Origin of the sequence: Halodesulfurarchaeum formicicum, assembly GCF_001886955.1 — an archaeon.
In the GTDB taxonomy this organism is placed as follows: Archaea; Halobacteriota; Halobacteria; order Halobacteriales; family Halobacteriaceae; genus Halodesulfurarchaeum; species Halodesulfurarchaeum formicicum.
In genome coordinates this window covers 1,108,363-1,128,042 of record NZ_CP016804.1, presented here as the reverse complement: position 1 = coordinate 1,128,042, position 19,680 = coordinate 1,108,363, and the positions used below count along the sequence as shown (strand labels likewise).

The 19,680-nt window shown below is 62.9% G+C and carries 21 protein-coding genes; 10 read left to right on the top strand and 11 right to left on the bottom strand.

The genetic code is table 11. The features are described from left to right. Nucleotides 1-26 precede the first annotated feature (26 nt). Together HSR6_RS05930 and HSR6_RS05925 are read right to left on the bottom strand one after the other, a co-directional pair. Complete coding sequence (locus HSR6_RS05930) at nucleotides 27-2,591, bottom strand: heavy metal translocating P-type ATPase (RefSeq protein ID WP_095532145.1); 2,565 nt, start codon at nucleotides 2,589-2,591, stop codon at nucleotides 27-29. A gap of 83 nt (nucleotides 2,592-2,674) precedes the next feature. Continuing rightward, a complete protein-coding gene (locus tag HSR6_RS05925; protein WP_071933096.1) occupies nucleotides 2,675-3,262 on the bottom strand; it encodes an AsnC family transcriptional regulator in 588 nt (195 codons plus the stop codon). 104 nt (nucleotides 3,263-3,366) lie between these two features. Between HSR6_RS05925 and HSR6_RS05920 the strand changes: the two genes are divergently transcribed. Continuing rightward, the gene (locus HSR6_RS05920) at nucleotides 3,367-5,004 is read left to right on the top strand and encodes a potassium channel family protein (protein WP_070365030.1); all 1,638 of its coding nucleotides are present in this window, start codon (nucleotides 3,367-3,369) and stop codon (nucleotides 5,002-5,004) included. 97 nt (nucleotides 5,005-5,101) lie between these two features. Then, entirely contained in the window at nucleotides 5,102-5,755 is a 654-nt protein-coding gene (locus HSR6_RS05915; RefSeq protein ID WP_070365029.1) for an RAD55 family ATPase, read from the top strand. A 14-nt stretch (nucleotides 5,756-5,769) separates the two neighbouring features. Here the strand turns inward: HSR6_RS05915 and HSR6_RS05910 are convergent, their stop codons facing one another. After that, nucleotides 5,770-6,180 carry a GIY-YIG nuclease family protein gene (locus tag HSR6_RS05910; protein WP_070365028.1) on the bottom strand — a complete coding sequence of 137 codons (411 nt, stop codon included), beginning with the start codon at nucleotides 6,178-6,180 and terminating at the stop codon, nucleotides 5,770-5,772. Continuing rightward, a complete protein-coding gene (locus HSR6_RS05905; protein WP_070365027.1) occupies nucleotides 6,180-7,556 on the bottom strand; it encodes an NAD(P)/FAD-dependent oxidoreductase in 1,377 nt (458 codons plus the stop codon). Before HSR6_RS05905 ends, HSR6_RS05910 begins: the two co-directional genes overlap by 1 nt. Nucleotides 7,557-7,649: 93 nt before the next feature. On the opposite strand from HSR6_RS05905, the gene HSR6_RS05900 reads away from it, so the two are divergent. Beyond that, nucleotides 7,650-8,822 carry a mechanosensitive ion channel family protein gene (locus HSR6_RS05900; RefSeq protein ID WP_233488528.1) on the top strand — a complete coding sequence of 391 codons (1,173 nt, stop codon included), beginning with the start codon at nucleotides 7,650-7,652 and terminating at the stop codon, nucleotides 8,820-8,822. Between the two features lie 40 nt (nucleotides 8,823-8,862). Then, nucleotides 8,863-9,066 carry a hypothetical protein gene (locus tag HSR6_RS05895; RefSeq protein ID WP_070365026.1) on the top strand — a complete coding sequence of 68 codons (204 nt, stop codon included), beginning with the start codon at nucleotides 8,863-8,865 and terminating at the stop codon, nucleotides 9,064-9,066. A gap of 58 nt (nucleotides 9,067-9,124) precedes the next feature. On the opposite strand, the gene HSR6_RS05890 is transcribed toward HSR6_RS05895, so the two are convergent. Continuing rightward, nucleotides 9,125-10,207 carry a hypothetical protein gene (locus HSR6_RS05890; RefSeq protein ID WP_148661813.1) on the bottom strand — a complete coding sequence of 361 codons (1,083 nt, stop codon included), beginning with the start codon at nucleotides 10,205-10,207 and terminating at the stop codon, nucleotides 9,125-9,127. A 74-nt stretch (nucleotides 10,208-10,281) separates the two neighbouring features. Then, entirely contained in the window at nucleotides 10,282-11,346 is a 1,065-nt protein-coding gene (locus tag HSR6_RS05885) for a DUF4897 domain-containing protein (RefSeq protein ID WP_071933094.1), read from the bottom strand. A gap of 95 nt (nucleotides 11,347-11,441) precedes the next feature. Between HSR6_RS05885 and mobB the strand changes: the two genes are divergently transcribed. The 3 genes from mobB (at nucleotide 11,442) to HSR6_RS05870 (ending at nucleotide 12,739) form a co-directional block, all read left to right on the top strand. Then, nucleotides 11,442-11,903, top strand: coding sequence for a molybdopterin-guanine dinucleotide biosynthesis protein B (mobB, locus tag HSR6_RS05880; protein ID WP_070365023.1), 462 nt, complete (start codon nucleotides 11,442-11,444; stop codon nucleotides 11,901-11,903). An 85-nt stretch (nucleotides 11,904-11,988) separates the two neighbouring features. Further along, nucleotides 11,989-12,381 carry a helix-turn-helix domain-containing protein gene (locus HSR6_RS05875; RefSeq protein WP_070365022.1) on the top strand — a complete coding sequence of 131 codons (393 nt, stop codon included), beginning with the start codon at nucleotides 11,989-11,991 and terminating at the stop codon, nucleotides 12,379-12,381. A gap of 40 nt (nucleotides 12,382-12,421) precedes the next feature. After that, nucleotides 12,422-12,739 (top strand): DUF5789 family protein, encoded by a 318-nt coding sequence (locus HSR6_RS05870; protein WP_070365021.1) that lies wholly within the window; start codon nucleotides 12,422-12,424, stop codon nucleotides 12,737-12,739. Here the strand turns inward: HSR6_RS05870 and HSR6_RS05865 are convergent, their stop codons facing one another. Continuing rightward, nucleotides 12,740-13,405 (bottom strand): phosphoglycolate phosphatase, encoded by a 666-nt coding sequence (locus HSR6_RS05865; protein WP_070365020.1) that lies wholly within the window; start codon nucleotides 13,403-13,405, stop codon nucleotides 12,740-12,742. 7 nt (nucleotides 13,406-13,412) lie between these two features. Beyond that, nucleotides 13,413-14,342 (bottom strand): ketopantoate reductase family protein, encoded by a 930-nt coding sequence (locus tag HSR6_RS05860; RefSeq protein ID WP_070365019.1) that lies wholly within the window; start codon nucleotides 14,340-14,342, stop codon nucleotides 13,413-13,415. Between the two features lie 73 nt (nucleotides 14,343-14,415). Between HSR6_RS05860 and HSR6_RS11000 the strand changes: the two genes are divergently transcribed. After that, entirely contained in the window at nucleotides 14,416-15,321 is a 906-nt protein-coding gene (locus HSR6_RS11000) for a DUF7261 family protein (RefSeq protein WP_071933093.1), read from the top strand. A gap of 2 nt (nucleotides 15,322-15,323) precedes the next feature. Here HSR6_RS11000 and rtcA read toward each other — a convergent pair whose 3' ends face one another. After that, complete coding sequence (gene rtcA, locus HSR6_RS05850) at nucleotides 15,324-16,340, bottom strand: RNA 3'-terminal phosphate cyclase (protein ID WP_071933092.1); 1,017 nt, start codon at nucleotides 16,338-16,340, stop codon at nucleotides 15,324-15,326. A 94-nt stretch (nucleotides 16,341-16,434) separates the two neighbouring features. Between rtcA and HSR6_RS05845 the strand changes: the two genes are divergently transcribed. Beyond that, the gene (locus tag HSR6_RS05845; RefSeq protein ID WP_070365016.1) at nucleotides 16,435-16,989 is read left to right on the top strand and encodes a DUF1684 domain-containing protein; all 555 of its coding nucleotides are present in this window, start codon (nucleotides 16,435-16,437) and stop codon (nucleotides 16,987-16,989) included. A 12-nt stretch (nucleotides 16,990-17,001) separates the two neighbouring features. Here the strand turns inward: HSR6_RS05845 and HSR6_RS05840 are convergent, their stop codons facing one another. After that, complete coding sequence (locus HSR6_RS05840; RefSeq protein WP_070365015.1) at nucleotides 17,002-17,991, bottom strand: transcription initiation factor IIB; 990 nt, start codon at nucleotides 17,989-17,991, stop codon at nucleotides 17,002-17,004. Nucleotides 17,992-18,257: 266 nt separating this feature from the next. Then, entirely contained in the window at nucleotides 18,258-18,686 is a 429-nt protein-coding gene (locus HSR6_RS05835; RefSeq protein WP_071933091.1) for a DUF7112 family protein, read from the bottom strand. 106 nt (nucleotides 18,687-18,792) lie between these two features. Between HSR6_RS05835 and HSR6_RS05830 the strand changes: the two genes are divergently transcribed. After that, nucleotides 18,793-19,680 (top strand): cation diffusion facilitator family transporter, encoded by an 888-nt coding sequence (locus HSR6_RS05830; RefSeq protein WP_071933090.1) that lies wholly within the window; start codon nucleotides 18,793-18,795, stop codon nucleotides 19,678-19,680.

Sequence of the window (19,680 nt, the reverse complement as noted above, 5' to 3'; positions counted from 1 at the left end):
CTTAGGGCGTTTCGGGTTCGACCGAGTCAGCGCCGGAGCCGACCCAGGAGCTCGTAGTCGTGATCCGGCGTGTAGTTCCGGAACGTCAGACTGTTCGTGAGCACGCTCACGCTCGAACTCGCCATCGCGGCCGCGGCCGCGACTGGCTGGAGCAAGCCCAGGGAGGCAAGCGGAATCATCACCGTGTTGTACCCCAGCGCCCAGAAGAGGTTCTGCCTGATCTTTCGAAGGGTCGCCACGGAGAGCCGGATGGCTTTGAGCACGTCAAGGGGGTCGTCCCGGACGAGAGTGACGTCCCCGGCCTCGATGGCGACGTCCGTCCCGCTGCCGATCGCAGCCCCCACGGCGGCCTCGGTGAGGGCGGGTGCGTCGTTGACGCCGTCCCCGACCATCATCGCGTCGCCGCTTGCGTCCTGAATTTCTCTGACGACTGAAGCCTTCTCGGCCGGGAGGACCTCCGCACGGATATTCGCCGGCGGAATGCCGACTGCCTCGGCGACACTCCGAGCGGTCCGCTCGTTGTCCCCGGTGAGCATCCAGACGTCGATCCCCCGGTCCTGAAGCTGTTCCACGGCCGCTTTGGCCGATTCTTTGACCGTGTCGGCCGTCGCCACGATACCTGCGACCTGTCCGTCGACGGCGACGACGATTCCAGTCTTGCCGGCCGCTTCGAGTTCGGTCAGTTGATCCCCTAGGGCGCCGAGTTCGATCCCCGCCTCCTGGAGCAGTTTTCGGTTGCCCAGGTGGAGTTCTCGGCCGTCGACGGTCGCCGTGATTCCACGACCGGGTTCGTTTTCGAAGGTTTCGGGCTCCCCGACGTCCAGGTCACGATCCGCGGCTGCGCTGACGATGGCCTGTGCGATCGGGTGTTCGCTCCCCGACTCGGCACTCGCGGCCAGTCTGAGTAATTCGTCCTGGTCGATCGATTGCTCGGTCAGGAGCCCCCCGTCTGCACGGGTTTCGGGAACGATCACGTCGCTGACTGCCATCGATCCCTCCGTGAGCGTGCCGGTCTTGTCGAAGATGACTGTCTGGACGTCCCTGACCCGTTCGAGCACGTCCCCGCCCGCGAAGAGGACGCCGTTTCGCGCCCCGATTGCCGTCCCGACCATCGTGGCCGCGGGTGTCGCCAGGCCGAGCGCACAGGGACAGGCGATGAGGACCGCACTCGCGAAGACGACGATCGCGAATTCGAAGGTGCCCACAGTTCCGCCGACGATTGCGGGTCCGCCTGCGATGAGTCCCCAGATCGGGAGCATCTCCACGAACCCCGCAAGCTGCTGGGGAAAGAGGAACCAGAGCCCGCCCCAGATGAGTGCGTTGATGATCACTGCCGGAACGAAGTGAGCGCTGATCCGGTCGGCCAGTCGCTGGACGTCCGGCTGGCGGGACTGGGCTTCTCTGACGAGTTCGACGATGCGCTGGACCGTCGAATCCTCGCCCACGCGGGTCGCACGCACCCGTAACACGCCGTTCTCGTTGATCGTCCCCCCAAGTACCTCATCGCCCGGACCCCGTTCGACTGGCACCGACTCGCCAGTCACCATCGACTCGTCGACGGCGCTCTCGCCGCCGATCACCTCCCCGTCTGTCGGAACCCGCTCGCCGGGGCGGACTTTCAAAATGTCCCCGACCTGGACCTCGGTTCGGTCGACCTCACGCTCGGTTCCGTCCGGGGCAATGAGCGTGGCCGTCTCGGCCTCCATCTCCAGGAGTTCCCGCATCGCGTCTCCTGCCTGGCCCTTCGAGCGGGCTTCGAGGTAGTTGCCCAGCGTGATGAAGAGCAGAATCAACGCGGCCGAGTCGAAGTACAGCCCCCCTGGAATCGCGCCCAGGAGGACCGCGACGCTGTAGCCATAGGCTGTCGTGGAGCCCAGGGCGATGAGGACGTCCATGTTCGCGGTCCGGTTGCGGAAGAGGGCGGTGTAGGAGTTGCGATAGAACTCCCGGCCCAGGACGACCTGCACGGGGGTCGCGAGGCCGAAGGCGATCCAGCCCATCGGAACTCCGAGGATCGACTCCGGGAAGGAGCCAGACGCGAAGAGTTCGCCAGCCATCATCAAGAGCAGTGGGATCGAGAAGGCCGCACCGAACGCCACGAGCCGAAGTTGTTTCGTGATCTCCTGATTGCGAGCGGCGTCGCTGGCTGACTCCCCACGCTCTTCGTCGTCTCCTGACTCACGAACCGGGGAGTACCCGGCGGCTTCGATCCCGTCGAAGAGGTCCGCCTGAGTGACTGTCGCCGGGTTGTAGGTCACTGTCGCGTCGTCTGTCGCGTAGTTGACCTCCGCGCGTAGCACGCCGGCCATTCCTTCGAGGTTGGAGGCGATCGTCTCGGCACAGTTCGCACAGTGCATGTCCGCGACATCGATCCGGAGCCGGTCGGTCACCCCCTCGTAGCCTGCGTCCTCGATTGCCTCGTAGATCGCGCTCAAAGAGACACCTTCGGGGTCGTATTCGACCCGTGCCTCCTCGGTCGCAGCGTTTACGTCAGCCGACGCGACCCCGTCGAGTGATTCGAGGGCGCTGGTAACGGTGCTGGCACAGTTCGCACACGTCATGCCACGCACCGAGAGCCGTTCGGTGAGCATACGCCCTGATAGGGGCTCGTATTTCATCTCGATTGTTGCTCAGAAAACGAAGGAAAACGGGGCCGGAAATTTTGAATCGAAAGTCAGGCATCGGATTGCAACTCCTCGTAACGCTCCACGTACCGGGATTCACACGACGGACAGCAGAACTGCTTGACCTCGCCGCCGACACGGGTCGTGACTCCTTCGCTGGTGACGGTGTTGCCACACTCATCACAGACCAGCGCGAAGTCGCTTGCCCCGACGGTTGGTGACCACTGGCTCTCTCGCAACAACGAGACGGCTACGTCACGCACCCCTTGCTCCTCGAGGACTTGATCGAGCCACGGGCCGACCGCTCCGGGGGCGTTTGCGTGAACGAGCACGTGTCCGTCGACGGTCACGTAGACGTGTTCCACGGCATCGAGTTCCTGGACGGCGTCTCTGATACTGGCAGCGGACTCCGGGGCGACCTCGAGATCTACCAGAACCGGCGTCCCCTCCCGGAGCTGTCGGCGATCGATGTCGGCCGTAAATCGACGAATGACTCCCTGTTCTTTCAGCCGGGAGACACGGTCCGAGACTGCGGGCGCGGAGAGGTCCACGGCCTCGGCGATTTCGCGAAATGGTCGTCTGGCATCCGCGACGAGCAGTCGGAGGATTTCCAGGTCGGTCTCGTCTAGATCGTGCATACCCGGCTTTCGTGACGGCGCCCAATACGTGTTTTCGGGCCGGGTCGACATTTGATCGCTGCCGTCCCCCGATGGTTTATGGTTCGGGAACGGACAGACACGGTATGGAACGGACTCGACGGCGGGGGGTGTACTACGTCCTCTCTTTCCTGGGCGCCCTCGTTCTCTACACGATACTCTACAAGTTCGGTATGAGCGCCTTCGAAGGCGAACACCGGACTGTTATCCAGGCCTTCCAGATCGTCGTCGAGAGTTTCACCACCACGGGATACGGTGAAGACGCGCCGTGGAGTTCACCCCAGATACAACTCCTCGTCGTGTTGATGCAGTTCACCGGGATCTTCTTCATCTTTCTGACGCTGCCACTGTTTCTGGTGCCCTGGATCGAGGAGCGGCTCGAAGACACGATTCCCCGGACCTACCAGGGGGAAGACCACGTCGTCATCTGTGGATTCAGTGACCGATCGGACGTGTTGATCGACGACCTGGAGGTCCACGGCCTCGATTACGTGCTCCTGGTCGAATCGGAGGAACGGGCCCGCTCGTTGTCTCGTGAGGGCTACGACGTGGTCCTCGGCGACCCGGAATCAACCGCGACGTTCTCGAATTTGAACGTTGAATCCGCCCGGGCGGTCGTACTTGACGGGCCGGACGAACGAAACGCGGCGATGGCGCTCTCGGTTCGAGAACTGAACGACTCGGTCCGGCTGGTGGCGTTCGTCGAGGATCCCTCGCTGACGCGGTACCTGCTTCTGGCCGGTGTCGACGAGCCACTCCATCCCCGCGAACTTCTGGGTCGAGGCCTCGCGGACAAGGTTTCGAGTGTCATCACGACCCAGCTCGGTGAAACCGTCGATATCAGTGCTGACCTGGAAGTCATCGAACTCCCGGTGTTCGCCGGGAGTGACGTTCACGGTGAGACACTCGGCTCGGCCGGGATCCGGGAACAGACGGGGGCCGCAGTGATCGGTGCCTGGGTCGACGGGAAGTTCGTCCCGAACCCGACCCCGGAGACGACACTGACAGACCGGACCGTGCTGCTGGTCGCTGGAACGGAATCTCAGCTCGAAGCGGTCATGGATCGCACCCGGGCCGGCGACCGTTTGGCACACGAGGACGTCGTGATGGCCGGGTATGGTGAGGTTGGCGAAGCCGTCTGTGACGCACTGCAGTCCGCGAACGTCACCTGTCGAATCATCGATCTCGTGGACCGCGACGCGGTCGACGTCGTCGGGAATGCGACCGAGGCCGCGGTCCTCCGGGAGGCTGGTCTCGCGGAGGCTGGGGCCTTTATCGTCTCGCTGAACTCCGACACCGACGCCATTTTCGCGACCCTTGTCGCCCGCGAGTTGAACCCCGAACTCGAAATCATCGTCCGGGCCAACGACGCTGACAACGTGGCGAAACTGTACTCGGCCGGTGCCGACTACGTGTTACCGTTGCCGACTGTTTCCGGGCGCATGCTCGCCTCGAGCATCCTCGATGAGGATGTCATCTCCTATGACACCCAGATCGACATCGTCAGGATGCAGGCGCCCGGCTTCGAAGGATCGACGATCGAAGAGGCCGCGATTCGAGAACGGACCGGCTGTACGATCATCGCCGTCGAACGCGGTGAGGAAACCTACACCGATGTGGGCCCCGAATTCGAGATTCGTGACGGTGACTCCCTCGTGGTCGTCGGGACGGACGAGGACTTGCTTCGGTTCCAGGAACTGGGGGACGTGGGATCGTTGCGGTGATCGTGTGGGCGCGTATCCATGTACACTTATGTTCCGTGGGCCTACATTCGGGAACACACCGTCTCGATGGAGGGTACCCTCCACATAGTCAGGAACAATGAGCTATCAACTCGGTGACACCGTGCCCGCCCCGCTCGCGGACTCCGTCGGCCCGGGGACCAACATCCTCGTCAGTGGCCCCGCGATGTCCGGCAAGCGAGCGTTGATGCTCGAGGTACTGGGCCACGGTGCCAGACAGGGCGATGGATCGGTCGTCGTGACGGCAAACGACGGCGGCGCGCAGATCTACAGGGAGTACCGCGAGATCGCCCCCGTCGATGAGGCCTACGTTCGTATCATCGACAGCATCGGGTCGACCGGGAATGGCGATCTGGAGGGGATCGTCGAATCGGTCAGTTCGCCGGGCGATTTGACCGGTATCGGGATCGAGTTTTCCCAGATCTCGAAGGACGCTGCGGGCAACGGGGTCGACCGAATTCGGGTGGCCTTCGATTCACTTTCGGCCCTGTTGATGTACGTCGACCTGGAGCGGCTCTTCCGGTTCTTGCACGTGTTCACCCGACAGATCCAGTCGAAAGACTGGATCGGCATGTTCGCAATCGACCCGGACTCTCACGAGCCGAAGGTCATCAACACACTAAACCAACTGTTCGACGGGGTGTTCGAGATCCGGGTTCCGGATGACGGCGGTCGGGAAATACGGGCCCGCGGCTTTGGAAACCCGCCAACAGAGTGGGTCCCCCTCGATTGAGTTCTCCGCAAAACTCAGGCCCGGTCCTCGTGGCACGTTGCGACCGAATCCACGAGTGACTCGCGATCGGCACTGTAAGTCAGATGGCTCACACACGAACAGTCAGTCGCCCCGATACCCGCGATCGCTTCCCCCGAAAGCGAACGGGCGATCTCACACTCCCGGTCCGCTTCTGGGGTGATCCACACGCCCTCCCAGTTCGTTTCCGCGGCCCCAAGGAGGTAGTCGACGTGCCAGTGTCGGGTATCGTTTTCGCCAGCCGCTACCCGTCGATGGCGATCGACCCGGGAGAGGCCGCCGGGGCCGAATGCACTCCCGGTGTAGGCGTAGTATCCCGCGTCGAGCGAACGTTCGCCGGCGGCCCCGAACGTGATCGGTCTCACGGTGTCGAGTTTCACGAGGACCGTGTAGGTTCCGGGGCCCATCAGTGCTCGTAGTCGCGTTCAGCGATTTGCACGACACGATCGTCTCGGAGCCCAAACTTCGTGTACCGGTAAGCAAGAAAGAGCTTGAGCGCCGGAACACCCACCGAGAGCGCCGAGCGGATGTTCGGGACCGCGCCGGCCTGGTTCTTCAGCATTCGATTCCCGATTCCAAGGACTCGGTCCCAGTCCGCGGGCCCGTAGCCACGAACCATATCCGAAAGCGCGACGTTTCTGCGCATTTCCGGCCCGGCTGCGTCCTTCCAGGCCCGATTGTACGCCGACAGATTCTCGGACGCGGCGAGTTCGCCAGCTAGTGTTCCGGTCCGGAGAGCCAGATGGTCACCGCCCTCGTGGAAGGCAGAGGTAGCTCCCATCGCCCCACCGACGACGGCGATGCCCAGATCGGTCGGTGAGTCGATCGGCCTGGTCGAGGAGATCGGATAGGTCTCGGTGCCGGCGTCTTTCCCGTAGTTCTCAAGCCGGGGCATCTCGGACTCGATATCGTACTCCGCACCGTAGACGGTCTCCAGGAAGCGATCGAGGAACTCCCGGGGCGAGGGCATCGACTCGTCCTCCGGCTTCAGGAGTTCGTAGGCCTGCGGATTCGGGACGTCGTCGAGTGACATTCCGATCGGCATCGTGAGCCCCACGCGGGCGACCCGGTCGCTGTTCGGGAACACCCACGGGTAGGCCGTGTGGCCGGGGAGCCAGCCCCACCAGAACTTGATCCGATCCGCGTCGAAGGCGTCCGCCGGGAACCGGCGGTACTCCTGGTAGGCGATATGGTTGGCCTCGGGCGGGGACAGGAGTTTCGACGCCGCCTTCTCCGGCGGCAGGTACTGATCAAGTACCCCCATCGTGATCCGCCGCTGGGGGCCATCAGCGAGTACCAGGTAGTCGGCCCGTATTTCAGAGCCGTCCGCGAGGACGAGATTGTGGGTTGGCGTGCCTGTGTGGGTCGTTTCGACGTCACGGACGCCGGTTCCAACCCGGTAGTCGGCTCCAGCGGCTTCTGCCTGTTCCCGGTGCCAGTCGTCGAACTTCGCGCGGTCGAACGCGAAGCCGAAATGCGGGTACTCCGAGTTGATGCCCGTATTCGAGAGGGTGACTGATTCGGTCGGCCCGACGAACTCGGCCCCCGAGAGTGTCTGGTGGATCACCTCCTCGGGAAGCGTGTCGGGATCAAGACCAGCGATTTCGGTCCAGTAATCGAGAAATCCCGCCGCGTCCGTCGAATCCGGGCCGAGACGGTCTCTGTCCGCCCGTGGGACCCCTTTTTCCAGTACGAGTGCGGACGCTCCACGCGTTGCTGCCGCCCGTGCCGCCGCCGTCCCGGCCGGTCCCCCGCCGACGATAGCGACGTCGACCTGCTCCATATTCCATCAAGGAAAAGCGCGATTAAGAATGTTCGCCACTCGGGTCGGGCTGTGCCAGCACCACTAAGTAGGGGGGTTTCGAACCCCGGACAAATGGTAGTGGGCAGCGGGTACGACTGGAATGCGATCTTTCACGGTGGTGGCTCCCTCGAGACACAGGTGCTTTTGACGGCACTCGCTCTCGGAATCGCGGTCTTTCTCGTCGCCGTGTTAGTGCCGGTTCTCGTGCGGGTGGTCTTTCTGGGGATCGAGTGGCTCTTCGGATTGATGGGGCTGACGGGAGTCTACAAGGCCATTCACCGCCCGGAAGCGAACTGGGGCCCCGAGTCGTTGACTGTCAAACTGTTACGGGTAGTCGTAGTCGTTCTCGCTGGCATCGGTTTGCTGGGTATCTGGGGCGAGATCCAACCGGTCCTTCGGGTCCTTCAAACCTTCTCGATCCCGTCATCGCTCGTGATTCAGAGTGTGATTACTGTCCTGCTCTTTGTCGGTGCCTACACTGGGATGGGAATCCTCCATCACTGGGTCGAGGAGCTGACGGCCCGATCGGACCGTATCTCGGCCCATCAAGAGGAGATCTCGCTTCGGGTCGTTCAGATTATCTTTCTCACCGCAGCCGCGATCGCTGCACTTTCCCTGTGGGGAATCGATCTCGGTGGGCTGCTGGTCGGGGCCGGCTTCCTCGGTATTGTGGCCGGTCTGGCCGCCCAGCAGACGCTTGGCTCGCTCATTGCCGGTTTCGTCCTCATGCTGTCCCGGCCCTTCGAGATCGGAGATTGGGTGGAGATCGGTGACCACGAGGGGATCGTCAGTGAGGTGACGATCGTCAACACCCGACTCGAGAACTTCGACGGCGAACTCGTCGTGCTACCGAACGATGCAGTCGGTAACGCGACGATCGTGAACCGCTCGACCAAGGGCCGCCTGCGACTTCGTGTCGAGGTTGGAATCGACTATTCGTCCGACCCGGAACACGCCATGAACGTGGCGAAAGAGGCCTTATCAGAGGTGGACAACATCCTCTCTGTCCCTCGGCCCAGGGTCATAACCAGTCGATTGGACGACTCGGCGATCGTCCTCGAGTTGCGGTTCTGGATCGACAAGCCGAGTGCCCGTCGCCGGGCCAAGGCGATCAGTGCGGCTATTCGGGCCGTCTCGGGGGCGTTCCAGGAGGCCGGGATCAAGATTCCTTTCCCCCAGCGGGAACTCTCCGGGCGGGAAGAAACTGGTGGGTTCCACGTGATCGAGAGCGGTGGGGAGGACTGAGCGGACAAACGGTTTTATCGCCGGCTTTCGTTGGGTCAGTATGGACTACGGCCGGGCGTTCTATACTGCAGCCCGTGTCTACGTTTGGGGGTTGCTGTTGGCAGCAGTGGCCACCATCTCCGTTCTCTTCCTGCCGTCGGGGCTCCCGAGTCCACGGCTGGCTGGCATCTGGTTCGCACTGGGCGGGTTCGGGTCGTTAGTGCTTGTAACTGCGGTTCTGATCTACTTCCTGCAAAACTGGTGAGAAGACCCGTCGAGACAAAAGAGGTCAGTCGGCCGCGATATTGAAGGCGGTGACCGCGCTATTCAGATTCCTGTGGCGGTCCCTGGTTCCCGGCCCCAGGGTTCTGGTTGCCAGGGTCCGTTGGTGGTCCGGTCTGTCCAGATGGGCTGTCACCGTTCCTGTCGTTCGATCCGGGGGTGTTCTCAGCAGGCGGTCCCGTCGAGTCGTCCGCTGGCGGTCCCACCGTCGAGTCGTCCGCTGGCGGTCCCATCGTCCGGTTGTCCGCTGGCGGTCCCATCGAGTCGTTGGCTGCGGGTCCTGTCGAGTTATCGCCAGGGCCCATCGCCCCGTTACCCGGGGCCTCCCCAGGTGGGCCTGCGTGTGCGGGTGGGCCCTGTCCCATGTGCTGCCCGGGGTTCGGTCCAACGACCGATCGAGCGACAGCTGCGGTCTCCGGCCCGCTCATGTTCCGGGCCTGTGATCGAAGGGTTTCGAGCTGGGTCGAGTTGATCCCGTGGGCCTGCCTGACCTCCTCGGGGATCGACTCGCTCGTCGATTCCGTCTGGTTGATTAGCCGTTCCATGGAGTTGATCTGGGCCTCTAGTCGGGAGACATGCGCGTAGTATGCGCCCTCAGGGATGGTTCCGTTCTCGTGGGCCTGCTCGAATTCTTCGGTCTGATTTCGGAGATGGGTCAGTTGGCGTTCGAGCTGTTCGGTCTCGTTCGCGACGAGCCGTGCTTTCGACTGATTCGAGTGGGCAGCCGCGACCGAGAGGCCGAAGGCCCGTTCCGAGACACTCCCACGGATCTCAGCCTGCTGGGTGCTTACGATGGCCGAGAGCTGTGCGCCCGGAGCCACCGTGGTTTCGTTGGTCTCGTTGAGCGAGTCGGTTTCGTTCGTCTCCGTGTCGTTCACCGGTTCAGTTTGGTTCAAATCCGTCGTGTTTTCTGTCGTCGTGTTGTCGTCGACCGTCGTGTTTTCCGTTGTCGTGTTGTTCTCCGCTACCGTAGTGGTCGTTTCAGTCGTGTTATTCGTGTCCGCATAAATCGGGCCAGCGTCGACGGCCTCCTGGTCCGCCGTTACGGCGCCGGCTGCTCCAGCTCCGGCGACGATACCGAGGACGACCATGATCGCTGTGAATACAGCCAGTGCACGTCTCATCGACTTGCCGTAGCAGCCACGGACAGTTATACCCGGCCGGTCCTGAACGCGGTTTGGGCCCAATTAAGCCCGATTTAGACCGATTCGTCGCTGGATTCGGGGAGTTTGACGACGTTCTCCCGACCGATCCGGAACTTCTCGATTTCGTCTGCCTCCGACATGTCCGAGAGTACCTGGCTCGTCTTGGCCTCCGTCCAGTCGAGCGCCTCGACGATTTCCTGTTGTTTCGCGCGACCACCGACCGAAGCCAGGTACTGTTCGACGCGTTCCTCGTTGCTCAAAAGCTCCGATGGCGGGCTCGGTTCGCCGGATTCTGCCTTCGGTTCGGCCGGTTCGGTGACCGGCCCCGCGCTGTCAGTTGCCTCCGGTTCAGTCCCACGATAGACGTACCATCCGCCAAGCAGAACCAGGGCGAGGAGAATCAGTCCGATCGGGACCCAGGGAAGGCCGTCCTCGGCCGCCGTCGTCTCGGTCGTCGTCAGATCCGGGCTCGTCGTGGGTGTGGGTTCGAGTGTGAGCGCGGGCTGTCCCGTCTCGAACTGGCGTGGACCTTCCCAGACCACTTCTCCCGCACTCGAACCGGTCGGAGCGGGGTCAACTGTGGCCCGCTGGTAGGTCTCGGGCCACTCGATCCGCAGTCGTGTCTCCTCGTCGAGGAACAGCCCCGCTAAGGCGTCCCCGACCTGGATGTCCCCGTTTGTCACGTTCGCAAAGTTCTCCCAGGTGGCGGTGTAGGTCACGGTCCCGTACTGGTTCCCGAGTGTCGGACTCGTCCGGGCCGTAACGCCGAAATCACGGACGGTCATCGACCGGCCGGTCGATGTTTCCGCCGCGGATACCGTGTTCTGCATGCGGTCCGCAAACCGGGACACGTAGGCCGATTCGTTCTGCTCGATATCATTCGCCAACTCATCGAACGCCTGGGAATCGTTCTCGTCGTCCAGTCTGATTGCGTATTCGATCTGGAACGTCGCCGTGCCGTTCTCGGCCACGTCCGCGCTAATGATCACGAGATCCGATTCCATCTCCCCGATCTGCTGGGTGTCCGACCCGAGCGTCGTCCCGGCCGTCGCCGGACCGGCGAGGACACCCAGGAGGAGGACAGTCAATCCCAGTGCCCGAAAGCTCCCCCAGTCCATATCACATAGGATCCCTCCAGGGTTGAAATCCTTCCGTTCGGGGCGAAGCCGAGGTCCCGCGGAGGCTAAGTAGATGGGCCCGAAGCTACCAGGTAATGAAAGTCGTTGGCGTTGCCGGCCGTCGAAACACCGGGAAGACGACACTACTCGAACGGCTCCTCGAGGCGGTTCCCGAGTCGGTTCGTGTCGCGACGGTGAAATCGATTCATCACGACATCGAGTTCGATACCGAAGGAACGGATACACATCGACACCGCCTGGCCGGCGCAGACAGGGTCATCGGCATCACTCCGACGCAGTCTGCGGAGTTCCGACCGGTGGGCAAGGAAGACGGGGTAACGCTGAGGGATCGGCTGGTCGAACTCCACGAGCAGGGCGTCGACTGGGTGTTCGTCGAGGGGTTCAAGACTGCGGCCCTTCCCACGATTCTCGTGGGCGACATCGAGGAAACCGCAGTCGAGGGTGACCGACTCTTTCGCGTTCCGGACGGCACTGCTGTCGACGGGGACGAAATTTTCGACCGGATTCGTGACATACCTGATTGGAAACCGTCGTGAGGACTCATCCGGACGGGCCGGAATACGGCTATCAGCACCCCCGACAGCAACCCTTTTGTCCGGCTACCCCAAAACTCCACTAACAATGTCGGATTCGATGAGCGAGTATCTTTCCCAGGACATGCAATGTGAGGGGCTTCTGGAATGTATGCACGGTCTCAAGGAGCTCGACAAGGAAGTGTTTCTGGAATTGACCGACGCCGAGGAACCGCTCACGGTGGATGACATCGCCGAGGCTGTGGATCGGGAGCGTTCAACGGCCTATCGATCCGTCCAGCGCCTGCTCCAGTCAGGGTTCATCCAGAAAGAACAGGTGAACTACGAACAGGGCGGGTACTATCACGTCTACCGGCCCACGGATCCGGATCGGATCGCCGATGACATGCAGCGGCTCCTCAACGACTGGTATGCGAAGATGGGACAGCTTATCACCCAGTTTCGGGATCAGTACGAGGAACGAGCGGTCTCCGAGAACTAACTCCCCGGGTGTTTTGTAACCGGCGTTCGGAGGACTAGCCATGGCTGTACCGCCATCGAAAACAGACGAGGACGAGACAGCCATCGCCTTCGGTATCGCCGCCGTCGACGGCCTGCTCGATGAAACCGACCTGGACTTCCCCGCCGATCGCCAGGCCGTCGAGGCGGCACTGGGAAACCGGGTCGTCCCATACGATCCCCGGGGAAACACCATCGAACTCTCACGGGCACTGGACGACGTCGAAACGCGGCAGTTCGGATCGCGACAGGAATTGCTTAACGCGCTCCATCCGGTCTTCGAGGCCAGGCGGGACGGTGCCGGCCTCCAGGGATGGTTCCGATCGCTGTGGCCCTTCTGATCACAAGACCGTGTTCAAGGCTTCGAGGAACCCGTCGGCGTAACTCCCGCTGGTCACGATATCTGCCGCGTCCTTCGCGTCTGCGGTCGCGTTGGCGACGGCGACACCGGTCCCAGCCACCTCGAAGAGTGACACGTCGTTGGGACTATCGCCCACTGCCAGGGCCGTTCCAGGGTCGAACTCGAGGTTGGCGGCGAGTGCCTCGAAGGCCTCGCCCTTGCTCACATCGGGCGACTTGACGTGATAGGCATACTCGGAGTCGACGACCTCCAGTCCGTGCTCCGCGGCGATCGCTTCGAGCGGTTCGAGCGGGGACTCACGACTCACCGCGATTTCGGTTTCACGCCACCTGTTTGCCAGGTCCAGTTTGCCAAACCCCAGGTCGTGGCCCTGGCGCTGGTAGGCCTCGGCGACAGCGTCCGCGGCGGCTCGATCGCCGTGTACCTGAAGGGTGTCTTCGGCCACGGCGATCCCGCCGTTTTCCGCGACGACCATCGGTTCGAGACCGGAATACTGGGCCAGTGCAACGGGGAAGGGGAGGGCTTTGCCCGTCGCGATGATGACTGGGGCCGGCCAGGAGCCGAGGGCGTCGATGATCCGGGGGTCGATCGACCGGTCCGGCCGGCTCAACGTGCCATCGATATCGACCGCGAGTGGCGGGGCCATAATCGGCCTACGCCCGCGACCCATTTGACGAATGTGTTTCAGCCCGAGAACTCGCCAGTCGAATCGCGGCCGAAAGTGTCCGATTGACGGGGACGTGAATACCGTGTTTCTCGGCTCGGTCGACGATCGCGCCGTTCAACGACTCGATTTCGGTCCGTGTCCCCCGCTGTAGGTCCTGGGACATCGAGGAGCGATTCGTCGCCGTGTCTTGGACGACCTGGATGGCCTGCTCGATCGGGTCGGCAACGTGATATCCCTCGGCTGCGGCGACCTGGGCGGCCTCTTCGATCGCCGCTTCGAGGAGTTCGCGTCCGGGCCCCGATCGAAGGTGTCCGTTTGGCACTCGACCCAGGGCCGTCACCGGATTGATGCCCACATTGATCAGCACTTTCTCCCAGATGGCCGTCCGGATATCTGATGCGGCCTGGATGTCGAATCCGGCAGTCCTGAACGTCTCGGTTACCGCATCTAGCCCATCAGTTCCGTCCCAGGGGCGGCCGATACGGGTCTGGCCCCGACTCTCGATACGGACCCGGCCCGGTTCCGGGATAAAGGCGGCCATCGTCGTCGTCCCGCCGATCACCTGGTTCTCGCCGACGACCTCGCGGATCGTCTGGATGTTCCCCAGTCCGTTCTGCAGTGTGAGTACCTCCGTGTCCGCGAGGTACGATTCTACCTCGGCCATGGCGGTCGCGGTGTCGTAACTCTTGACGGCCAGGAGTAGCAAGTCCGCCTCGGCCACAGTCGACGGGCTGGTAGACACTGAAACCTCCTGGGAACGGGCCACATCCGTTGGAGAGTCGATTTGCAGCGACCCACGGCGGAGTGCCCGCAGGTGGTCGTTCTCGTGTCCGATCAGTGTCACTGTGGCCGAACCCGAGAGCGTCCCGGCGAGCGCAGACCCGATTGCACCGGCTCCCAGGATTGCCACGTGCATGGGCGAGGATTGGTCGGTACGGCCCAAAGCCTTGCCGGGGAAGGCTTTTCGGGGAGAGCAGAGAATGGGGGGTATGGAGCGCTCGCGAGGGCAGATCATTCTCGTCGCGGCCTTTGCCCTCGCGGTCGTCTTCGTCGCGCTGGCGCTGATACTCAACACGGCGATTTTCACCGAGAACCTGGCGACCCGCGAAACCGTCGACGAACACGACGCCATCGATCTGCGAGCCACGGCAACAGACACCGGCGACGTACTGCTGCGAGCCACCAACGAGAACGAGAGTCTCAATCACGACTCCAGCACGCTCGTCGGGACCTATCGGGACCGAATACGGGCGTACAGCCAGGCCGAGATCAATCACTCGCTTACCCGGGGGGCAGTACATCACGTCCGCCTCGACGGGACACACAACGGGACGATGCTGCGCCAGACCAATGACACCACCTTCGAGTCAGCGGGCGGGGATAACACTTGGCCGGTTAGCTCGGGAGTCACGAACGTGCGGCGGGGACAGATCACCGTCACGAACGCCTCCACTTCCACCCCGGTGGTCTTCAACGCCACCAACGGGTCCGCGAGCTGGTCAGTCTCGGTTCAGGGGTCGGCTGATGGGTACAACGTGACCGTCGATCCTGTCGCGGGAACCACCGCAGATCGCTCGGTCGACGGTCCAGCCGTCGTTCTACGACCGACGAACGGGACGGTAAACGGGACCGAGATGGACAATCTGCGGGTTCAGTCCCAGTTCGACGGCCCCTTCGATCTATGGATCCGGAACGGTTCGACCGCAACCGGAACCTATCGTCTGATCCACGACGTGCCGTACGCGGACCTCGACGATTCAGCCTTCGACGGCGTCGATGATCCGACGGCCCACCCGGCCATTTACAACGCCACGCTCTCGGTCGAGCTCTCCCGGACCGATCTAGAGTACGCGACGAACGTCACCGTGGAACCGAACGGCCCCGAACCGCGGTAAAATTAGGTTAATCCGGTCGAAATTCGGGTTCGCTCCGAGTCTGTCTGGACGTCTACTTCGTAGCCGAACGTCTCTAGCAGGGCACGGGACGAACGGACGTGATCGGTCAGGGTGGGCGTCGTGATCCCCCCACCAGCTCTGGCCAGGAAGGGGAGCAGTTGATCGGCGAGATGGCGATCCACGGCCCCGGTTGCGTGGTGAAACCGGCGCAGCTCCTGGGCCGCGGCTTTGCCGACATCTTCGGCGGGCCAGCCAGGTTCGCCAAGGGCGTCGAATCCCGCCAGTGAATGTTCGTATTTGGCAACTACCAGCACGACAGTCCCGGTCGAGTGGGACTGGACTGATTCGCTGCGTGTGGAGATGGGAACGTCGATTTCGCTTTCCAGGGCGTCTCTGGCTCCATTTACCTGCCGTTTCGAAACCTCGGCTTCCTGCAAGTCTGCAGTCGCGATCGAGTGGATGGTCACCCCCTTCAGCTCCCCGCGTTCCTGACAGTTGATCGGAGCCACGTCTGATGGCGAGACCTTGAGAGTTGCGAGACCCCCATCCCGTGGGTAGAAGCCCCGGCGCTCGACGTCGATCTCGGCAGCGAGCCCAAACCGCTGTAGAAATGGGAATTTCACGAACCGATGGTACCCGATCGGGGGCGACCACTTCACGTCGGTGCCGCCAGTCGCACGGACAGTAAACGGGGTCTCGGTTGCCATTGCCAGCGGGAGCACTGTGTCGAATACAAGCGGAATACTGCCGGCAGTCCCCACCTCGATTTCGACATCGCCACCCAAAATCGGTCCCGGTCGGAAGACCACCGTTTCGGACCCGACTTCGACACCCTCGGAGTCCGCGTCGGTGAGTGTCCCCACGGTCTGGAGCGCGGCGACATGCTGGGCTCGAAGGCCCGGCTCGTCCCGGCCGCCACGAACGTTGTCGATTCGGACGGGAACCCCCTCGATCGCGGCCAGTGCCACCGCCAGCCGGACGAGTTGGCCGCCGCCCTCCCGACCGTCGATCCGTTTCATAGCTTGCCTTCGCAGGGCCAGCCATTCAACTTGCGGGTGTGACTGCTCACCGGGTGGTCCGAAATCGTTTGTGTGGGCCGGCCTTTCCCACGGTATGGACGACGATTCGTCAGCCCCCGACTGGATCCAGGCGGTCCGGGAGCACCGTGCGGCAAAGTCTCGGGCCTTCGAGTCTGCGGATTCGCCGCTCAGTGAGTCCGCCCAGCAATCCTTCGATGGGCTGGATTTCTTCCCGATCGACGAAAACTATCGGGTGACGGGTCGGTTTGAGCCACTGTCGGACCCGGAATCGGTGTCCCTCGACGCGACCCGGGGGCCCCCGGTGTCCTTCGAGCACGTCGGTCAGCTCGGCGTCGAGATCGCGGGTGAACTCCAGGTTCTCGCAGTGTATCGGGCCCCGGGGGTCGACGCGCTGCTCGTTCCCTTCCGGGACGATACAAACGGCACTGAGACCTGGGCGAAAGGCCGATACCTGAATCTCACTGCGCCCGCCGCGTCTGGACGAGTGTCGGTGCCTGTCGATTTCAATCTCGCCTATCTCCCGCTCTGTGTCTACGACGAGACAGTCAGTTCGGCGATCCCACCGATGGAAAACGAGATTTCAACGGCCGTGCGGGCAGGTGAAAAAGGCAGACCGACAGGAGAGTGACCCAGTGCCGAATTAGGCAGGGACGTCCGCGGCTTCGAGCAGTTCCTGGTACCGATTTCGGATGGTTACCTCGGAAACGTTCGTGACCTCGCTGACCTCGCTCTGGGTGACTCGGCGGTTGGTCAACAGGGACGCCGCGTAGATCGCCGCGGCGGCCAGGCCCACCGGGCTCTTGCCGCTCGTGACGCCCTTTTCCTGGGCTGTCGTGAGTAGCTGGCGAGCCCGTCGCTCGACCTCATCGGCGAGGTCGAGTTCCGAGGCGAACCGGGGCACGTAGCTCGCGGGGTCGGCCGGCTGGACCTCCAGACTGAGTTCCCGGACGATGTAGCGGTAGGTGCGCTTGAACTCCATCTCGTCGATCCGGCTCACGTTGGCCATCTCGTCCAGGCTCCGGGGCGTTGACATCTGGCGGGCCGCGGCGTAAAGCGACGCCGTGGCGACACCCTCGATGGAGCGGCCGGGGAGCAAGTCCTCCTCAAGCGCTCGGCGGTAAATCACGGAAGCCGTCTCCCGTACTTCCTGGGGAAGCCCGAGCGCGGAGCTCATGCGTTCGATCTCGCCCAGTGCCTGTTTGAGGTTGCGCTCTTTGGAGTTCCGGGTGCGGAACCGCTCGTTCCAGGTGCGCAACCGCTGCATCTTCTGGCGCTGGCGCGAGGAGAGTGCCCGCCCGTAGGCGTCCTTGTCCTGCCAGCCGATGTTCGTGGAGAGCCCCTTGTCGTGCATCATGTTCGTCGTGGGGGCGCCCACGCGGGACTTCTGGTCCTTCTCGGCGGCGTCGAAGGCTCGCCATTCGGGACCGCGATCGATTTCGTTTTCCTCGACGACCAGTCCGCACTCCGAGCAGACGGTCTCGCCGCGCTCCTCGTCCGTGTCGAGTCGTCCGCCACACTCTGGACAGACGTGCTCGTCGACGGACTCCTCTGTTTCTGTTTCCGATTCCGATTCGTCTACCCGTGTTCGCTGCCGCTCGCCGCTATAGGTTCGGATTGTGGCATCACTCATGGTGGAAGGACGGAGAGGGGTGGGATCGACTCCCCTGTTCCTTACTCTAAGGTAGGACCGAAACCCATATAAGTCTTTTGCAAAAATCGGTCATGATTCTACATACTGATCCTCGGGGAGGGGCGCTCAAACCCGAAAATACTGCCGCTTTTGGACGCCCTAAAAATTATGCGGAGGTTTACCAAACCAAACCACGACACTTAAATTTCCACCGGTGGGTAGCTGGCAGCCGTCCCACGTTTCTGTCGGTTTCGATCCCGTAGAATCTACCCGTCGAGATTCTCGGCGATGCTCGAAAGCGAGTCCTCGGGCCGACCGCTCTCGTAGGTCGCCCGCTCTCCCGGTTTCCGAAGCCCGTACCGGTAGCCAGGGTCCACAATGTCAAATTCGACGCTGCGACCGATTTCGAGGTCACTCGCCTCGACCCACTCGACGAGGGCATTCTCACCGGCGGATCGGTCTCGGGCCAACCGGGGTGTCTCGGCAGCGTGTCGAATGACCGGTGTCCCGTCGCCTCGCTCCTCGATCGGGGCACGGTACTCCCGACCGTCGAGGACGAGTCTGATTAGCGACCCTGATTCCACGTCCAGACTCCCTGCGATTCGTATCTCCGAACGGGTCGTTCGCCCCCGGCGCTCGATGGTCGCCGACCGGGTCTCGACGGTGGGGTGGTCGTGAGCGATTCGTTCAACCATCGCCCGTTCTTGGCGAGCGGTCCCGGTGAACGTATCGGTCGAGTCCGTTCCTGGCGGTCGGGTCCGAAGGAAACCGTCATGGGCTCGCCCCCCAAACGAAGGGGCGATGACGAGCGACGAGACTGCGTTCCTTCGGGCGTCCTGGGTCAACGTCCTGGGGAACGTCGCGAAAATCGCGGTCGAAGGAACGCTGGGGCTCACGTTCGGCAGTCTCGCGCTCGTGGCCGACGCGGCCCACTCGCTGGGCGATCTGCTGGCGAGTCTCGTCGTGCTGATCTGGGGGCGGCTGTCATTCCGGGGCCCAGACTCCAATCACCCCCACGGGCACGAACGGGTCGAGCCACTGACGGCCCTTTTCGTCGGCGTGACGCTGGTCGGGCTGGCAGTGAAGATCTTCTACGACGCCGTCACGGCTCTGGTTGAGGGCCCACAGATCCGCTTCAGTTTGTTGCTGGTGTTCGGACTTGCGTTTGCGATCGCCGACATGATTCTGGTCTACTGGTATACCGACCGGGTCAACCAGCGGTTGAATTCCACGGGGCTGAACGCGCTGGCCAAAGACGCCCTGAACGACATCTACACCTCGTTCGCAGCCGTGCTAGGGATCTTCGGTGCGGGTGTGGGCATGCCGATCGTCGATCCGCTGGCCGGTGGCCTGGTGAGTCTCCTCGTACTCAAGGAGGGGCTTGGCATCGCCCGCGAGAACGTGCACTATCTCACCGGTGGCGCGCCCCCACAGCAGGAGATCGAATCGATCAGGCAGACCGTCCTCGATCATCCCTCTGTTCACGGCGTCCACGACCTGCGCTGTCACTACGTCGGCACGAGTATCGAGGTCGAACTTCACGCCGAAGTCGAGGGTGACCTCACGCTCGGGGCCGCTCACGACCTCGAGACGGAGCTTCGCGATCGGGTCCTCGAACGGCCCTCGGTCGGGGACGTGCACATTCATCTCGATCCCGGGGGAATGGGCGAATGGCAAGAATCGGCGTGA

Bases quoted from the DNA above. Each gene is read 5' to 3' on its own strand.
- HSR6_RS05930 (WP_095532145.1), bottom strand. From the start codon at position 2,591: ATGCTCACCGAACGGCTCTCGGTGCGTGGCATGACGTGTGCGAACTGT.
- HSR6_RS05925 (WP_071933096.1), bottom strand. From the start codon at position 3,262: ATGCACGATCTAGACGAGACCGACCTGGAAATCCTCCGACTGCTCGTC.
- HSR6_RS05920 (WP_070365030.1), top strand. From the start codon at position 3,367: ATGGAACGGACTCGACGGCGGGGGGTGTACTACGTCCTCTCTTTCCTG.
- HSR6_RS05915 (WP_070365029.1), top strand. From the start codon at position 5,102: ATGAGCTATCAACTCGGTGACACCGTGCCCGCCCCGCTCGCGGACTCC.
- HSR6_RS05910 (WP_070365028.1), bottom strand. From the start codon at position 6,180: ATGGGCCCCGGAACCTACACGGTCCTCGTGAAACTCGACACCGTGAGA.
- HSR6_RS05905 (WP_070365027.1), bottom strand. From the start codon at position 7,556: ATGGAGCAGGTCGACGTCGCTATCGTCGGCGGGGGACCGGCCGGGACG.
- HSR6_RS05900 (WP_233488528.1), top strand. From the start codon at position 7,650: ATGGTAGTGGGCAGCGGGTACGACTGGAATGCGATCTTTCACGGTGGT.
- HSR6_RS05895 (WP_070365026.1), top strand. From the start codon at position 8,863: ATGGACTACGGCCGGGCGTTCTATACTGCAGCCCGTGTCTACGTTTGG.
- HSR6_RS05890 (WP_148661813.1), bottom strand. From the start codon at position 10,207: ATGAGACGTGCACTGGCTGTATTCACAGCGATCATGGTCGTCCTCGGT.
- HSR6_RS05885 (WP_071933094.1), bottom strand. From the start codon at position 11,346: ATGGACTGGGGGAGCTTTCGGGCACTGGGATTGACTGTCCTCCTCCTG.
- mobB (WP_070365023.1), top strand. From the start codon at position 11,442: ATGAAAGTCGTTGGCGTTGCCGGCCGTCGAAACACCGGGAAGACGACA.
- HSR6_RS05875 (WP_070365022.1), top strand. From the start codon at position 11,989: ATGTCGGATTCGATGAGCGAGTATCTTTCCCAGGACATGCAATGTGAG.
- HSR6_RS05870 (WP_070365021.1), top strand. From the start codon at position 12,422: ATGGCTGTACCGCCATCGAAAACAGACGAGGACGAGACAGCCATCGCC.
- HSR6_RS05865 (WP_070365020.1), bottom strand. From the start codon at position 13,405: ATGGCCCCGCCACTCGCGGTCGATATCGATGGCACGTTGAGCCGGCCG.
- HSR6_RS05860 (WP_070365019.1), bottom strand. From the start codon at position 14,342: ATGCACGTGGCAATCCTGGGAGCCGGTGCAATCGGGTCTGCGCTCGCC.
- HSR6_RS11000 (WP_071933093.1), top strand. From the start codon at position 14,416: ATGGAGCGCTCGCGAGGGCAGATCATTCTCGTCGCGGCCTTTGCCCTC.
- rtcA (WP_071933092.1), bottom strand. From the start codon at position 16,340: ATGAAACGGATCGACGGTCGGGAGGGCGGCGGCCAACTCGTCCGGCTG.
- HSR6_RS05845 (WP_070365016.1), top strand. From the start codon at position 16,435: ATGGACGACGATTCGTCAGCCCCCGACTGGATCCAGGCGGTCCGGGAG.
- HSR6_RS05840 (WP_070365015.1), bottom strand. From the start codon at position 17,991: ATGAGTGATGCCACAATCCGAACCTATAGCGGCGAGCGGCAGCGAACA.
- HSR6_RS05835 (WP_071933091.1), bottom strand. From the start codon at position 18,686: ATGGTTGAACGAATCGCTCACGACCACCCCACCGTCGAGACCCGGTCG.
- HSR6_RS05830 (WP_071933090.1), top strand. From the start codon at position 18,793: ATGACGAGCGACGAGACTGCGTTCCTTCGGGCGTCCTGGGTCAACGTC.